This is a genomic window from Polaromonas sp. P1_E1_2, assembly GCF_056406035.1.
On record NZ_JBFUAZ010000308.1, the window covers coordinates 1 to 4841 of the forward strand.

General features: G+C 62.7%; 4 protein-coding genes. All 4 read left to right on the plus strand.

Annotation, left to right across the window (positions count from 1 at the left end):
* Positions 1 to 2220 (plus strand): polysaccharide deacetylase family protein (locus AC1D1P_RS14330; protein ID WP_477673447.1); only part of this gene is annotated, 2220 nt, incomplete at its 5' end.
* 53 nt (positions 2221 to 2273) lie between these two features.
* Positions 2274 to 3032, plus strand: coding sequence for a tRNA-uridine aminocarboxypropyltransferase (locus AC1D1P_RS14335; RefSeq protein WP_477673448.1), 759 nt, complete (start codon positions 2274 to 2276; stop codon positions 3030 to 3032).
* Positions 3033 to 3169: 137 nt separating this feature from the next.
* Complete coding sequence (locus tag AC1D1P_RS14340) at positions 3170 to 3538, plus strand: hypothetical protein (RefSeq protein ID WP_477673449.1); 369 nt, start codon at positions 3170 to 3172, stop codon at positions 3536 to 3538.
* A gap of 90 nt (positions 3539 to 3628) precedes the next feature.
* On the plus strand, positions 3629 to 4531 hold the full coding sequence (locus AC1D1P_RS14345; RefSeq protein ID WP_477673450.1) for a hypothetical protein: 903 nt from the start codon (positions 3629 to 3631) through the stop codon (positions 4529 to 4531).
* Positions 4532 to 4841 lie beyond the last annotated feature (310 nt).

The window sequence follows — 4841 nt, forward strand, 5'->3', positions numbered from 1 at the left end:
GGTGAAGACCTGGACGCGCTGGTTGAAATTGAGCGCAACTACGAAAAAGAGATTCGCCTGGTGTTCGGCCGCTTTGAGCCGCGGGCGATTGACTTGAAGCGCGAGCGCTGGGAAGACTATGTGGCCAGCCTGAAGAAGCGCTACACACGCGAGCAGATTTTGAAAGACTTTGGCGTGGTGATGCCTTACGCGCTGCCCAAGCCCACCACGCGCAAAAGCAAAGACGAAGAAGAGGGCGAGGTGTTTGGCTACAGCCTGCCGCCCAAGACCATCGTGCTGACGTTTGACGACGGCCCGCACGGCGTTTATACCAACGAGATTGCGGCCATCCTGAAGCAGTACGGTGCGCCGGGCATCTTCTTTCAGGTGGGCAGCAACCTGGGCACGGTGGCGGCTGATGGCAAAACCAAACTGGGGCCGCGCGCAGACATCAGCCGCAAGCTGCTGGAAGCCGGCCACACGCTGGCCAACCACAGCATGACGCATGCGCAGCTTTCCAAGCTCAATGGCGCGGGCCTTAAATCAGAGATGCTGGGCACTGATGAATTGCTCAAAGCGGTAGATACGCGGCGCTCGCCGCTCTTTCGGTTTCCGTACGGCGCGCGCAACGACGAAGGGCTGGACGTGCTGTCGGCCGCGCACCTGCGCTCTGTCATGTGGAACATTGATTCGCTCGACTGGGCCGACCCGGTGCCGAGCTCGATTGTGGAACGCGTACTGAAGTCGGTTGAAAAAGAAGGCCGCGGCATTGTGCTGTTTCACGACATTCATGAGCGCACGGTGAAAGCGCTGCCGGCCATTCTGGAACGCCTGGTGGCCGACGGCTACCAGTTTGCGAGCTGGGACGGAACCGGCTTTACCGTGGCCAAGGGCTCGGGCGTGGCGCCCGCCCCGCAGGCAGCCAACCCGGGATATAGCGACTCGTGGGCCATTGTGATTGGCATTGACGACTACGCCAGCTGGCCCAAGCTGCAGTACGCGGTGCGCGACGCGCGTGCCATTCGCGAAACGTTGATCCAGCGGTTTGGCTTTGCCGCCGACCACGTGATATCCCTTGAAAACCGCGAGGCCACACGCACCGGCATACTGGCCGCCTTTCATGACAAGCTGGCGCACAGCGGCATGAAGAAGAACGACAGGCTGTTCGTGTTCTTTGCCGGGCACGGCGCCACACGGCAGCTGAGCTCGGGCCGCGATTTGGGCTACATCATTCCGGCAGATTCAGACCCGAACAAGATCGCGACGGACGCGGTGCCGATGACGGAGCTGCAGAACATTGCCGAAAGCCTGACGGCCAAGCACGTGCTGTTTGTGATGGACGCCTGCTACAGCGGGCTGGGCCTGACGCGCGGCGCGGGCTCTGGCAACTTTTTGCGTGACAACGCCAAGCGCCTGGGCCGGCAGATGCTGACGGCCGGCGGCGCCGACCAACTGGTGGCCGACGGCGGGCCAAACGGGCATTCGGTGTTTACCTGGACGCTGCTGCAGGCGATGGGCGGCAAGGCCGACCTGAACGGCGACGGCCTGATCACCGCGACCGAGCTGGCCGCGTATGTGGCGCCGGCCGTAGCGTCGGTGTCGCGGCAGACACCGGCCTTTGGCAGCCTGCCGGGATCTGAAGGCGGCGACTTTGTGTTTGCGCTGCCGGCAGAGGCCGAGTTTTTAAGCGCGCAGACGAGCCAGCTGTCTGTCGATGCGATTGCGCTGAACAGCAAACTCGACGCCACACGCCCGCCCGCCGCCGCGCCCACTGCCGGCAGCGATGTGCCGGTGACGGCACCGCCCACGGCAACCGTGGTGGTGAAAGACCTGCAGGGCGGTGAACAAAAAATCACCACGCCGCTGGCTGTGCCCAGCTCGGCACGGCAACTGGCCCAGCGCGCCAATGACCGCGGCCTGCAGCTCTATAAAGAAAAGCTGTACGCCGAAGCCGAAGCCCAGTTCACCGAGGCGCTGAAGCTGCGCCCCGACTTTGCGCTGGCTGCCAACAACCTGGGGTTTGTGTATTTCAAGCAGGACAAGTTCAAGGAAGCGGCGCGCTGGTTTGAAAACACCGTGAAGATGGACCCATCACGTGCGATTGCCTACCTGAACCTGGGCGATGCCCATGCGCGGGCAGGCGACGGCGACAAGGCGAAGAAGGCCTTTCGCAATTACCTGGAGCTGGCACCGAACGGGCCGGGCGCAGCCCATGCGAAACAAGAGCTTGAGAAGGCCTGAAGCTACTTGAAGCAGGCTGGAGTAGCCTGGCGCGATTTGGCGATACTCTGCCTATGACTTCCACTTCCCCAGACGCTCACGCAGTTTCCCGCCTGCGCACCGCGCGGCTGGCGCGCGCCTCCAAACCATTCCTGGCCCGCGGCGGCCCGCGCAATGTGCGCTGCGCCGGTTGCCGCCTGATGCCCAGCCACTGCATGTGCGCCCTGCGCCCTGTTGTGCCCACGCGCGCGGGTGTGTGCCTCATCATGGCCGACATCGAGGCGCTGAAACCCAGCAACACGGGCTGGCTGATTGCCGATGTGGTGGCGGACACGTTTGCGTTTGAATGGGCGCGCACCGAAGTAGACCCTGCACTGCTGGCGCTGCTGGCCGACCCGCAGTGGCAGCCCTACCTGGTGTTTCCGGGCGAGTTTGTGGCGGCTGAGCGAGTGGTGGCTGATGTGTTGCCTGCCGACTCATCGGGTGACAGGAATACGAAGCGCCCGCTGTTTGTATTGCTGGACGCGACGTGGCCCGAAGCCCGCAAGATGTTTCGCAAGAGCCCATACCTCAACCACCTGCCCGTGCTGAGTTTGCAGAGCGAGCAGCTCTCTCGCTACAAGCTGCGCCGCTCRCAGCGCGACACGCACTTTTGCACGTCTGAAGTGGCGGCCCTGTGCCTGGAGCTGGCCGGTGAGACGCATGCGGCGCAAACGCTGGAGGCTTACCTGGATGTGTTTACCAACCGCTATTTGAAAGCCAAGCAGCAGCAGCCGCTGGATCTGGAAGATGCGGCGCATGCGCAATTGCGCAAGCTGGCACACCCCTGTTGAATAAATGGCACACCCCTGTTGGGGCTCACTGCGTGTAGCCCCCTCTCCCCTTGCAGGGGACGGGCGCCTTGCGGCCGGCAAAGCCGGACCGCGGCCCCTGCTGGTGAAGCCACGCCACGCAGTTATAGTCCCACCCCATGGATAGACCCCCTTACCTGCGCAAGCGCCGGCCAGCCCCTGACGAAAGCGAAGGCCTGCTGTGGCGGCTGGTGGCTGCGCTGGTGGCGATTCCGATTTTTGAGATCTCGCTTTACCTGGGCCTGTACCTGATTCTTTCGCCGCGCAGCCTGAGCCATCTTTTCATGGCCATTCCCTTGTGGATGCATGGCGTCTACGCCGGCGCGGCCGCGCTGGTCGGTTTGCTGTTTGGCTTCAGTGGCATTACCTGGCTGCTGGGCCACCTCTTCATGACGCACCATGAAAACGAACGCAACCGGCTGATGACAGCGCTGCTGTGGGGCGGGTTGCTGGGGCTGGCGTTTGTGGCTTCGCACTTTGTGGCATAGCACGCACGCTGACATCTGCTTGCATTGAGCCCGGCGCAACCCTGCTGCCGCTGCCATACAGTCACTTCCTTCTTCACCTTCTGGATACCCATGCGCCCCAGCTTCCGGCCTCTTTTTGGCACCACGCTTGCCACCTTCGCCCTCACCTTGCTGCCGCTGGCTGGCGCGCAGGCKGTTACCCCGGCTGAACAGCCGTATGTCGGTGGCTACACCCAGGGTTCGGTCGATTCGCGTGCGCAGCTGATGCTGCTGGACGACAACACGTTTTGTTTTAGTTTCATGGGCGGCTCGCTCGACATGCTGGCCGGCGGGCGCTGGAAGGCTGAAGGCAACGGCGTGCGCCTGCAGGAGGTGCGACAGAACGGCTCCGTCTTCCCCGTCTTTGGCAAGCAGGTGCTTGAGCAGAAACAGACCGTGGAGTTTGACTTTCAYGGCCATTCGCTGTCTCGCGCGGTGTCGGTCGCGTTTGCCACGGGCACTGACGAGACCTTGCCCACCAGCCTGCGCCGGCTCTTCAGGGACGGCCACAACGGCTGGTCTTCCAGCTACAAGCTGCCGCCCATGCCGATGGCGCAGGTGCGCTACTTTTATATAGCCGATGCGGAAGTGGATGCCAACGGCCAGCCCAAACAGCTGCGCGTGGTGCAGTACCGGCGCGGCGACGCGAACACGCTGCGCGTGGGCTACAACCCGGCGTTTGGCAACCCGCCGCTGAACCAGCTTGCCACGCTGAAGGATGGTGAGGTGCTGCATGTAGACGGCAGCCGCTTTGGCCCGCGCAAGGAGCTGCCGGAAAAAGCCCTGGAAAGAATACGCTCGGCCTGCATACGGCCCGCGCTGGCTGAGGCCAAACGTCCCAGCGAAGAAGAAGCCGCAGAGATAGCGGCCGGACGCGCGACGTCCGTGAAACAGCCGCCGCTGGTGCCGGTGAAAACTTTTAATCTGCCGCTAACGGCCCTGCAGGGCGCGCCTTACTTTTCTGACGACAAGTAGCCGGATGAGTTGCGGGGGTGGCTGCCGTGGGCAGTCGTCCGTTGCTCCTAAATTTATAGCTTCTCGCGCACGTTCTTATTGGGTTGCAGGCATATTTGATGCGTGAAAATGCTCTACAGGACTGTTTTTCCAGCAACCGGAATCCGTCGCGCAACGAAGCCCTGTTATTTATACCGGCGCAGCCAGGGCACCCGCTGTAATACATTCATTGGCTTCAACACCCACCGGACTCACTGCCCATGCGCTCCATCTCCCAGCCTCTTGGCACCACGCTTGCCGCCTTCGCCCTCACCTTGCTGCCGATGGCCGG

Bases quoted from the DNA above. Each gene is read 5' to 3' on its own strand.
- AC1D1P_RS14340 (WP_477673449.1), top strand. From the start codon at position 3,170: ATGGATAGACCCCCTTACCTGCGCAAGCGCCGGCCAGCCCCTGACGAA.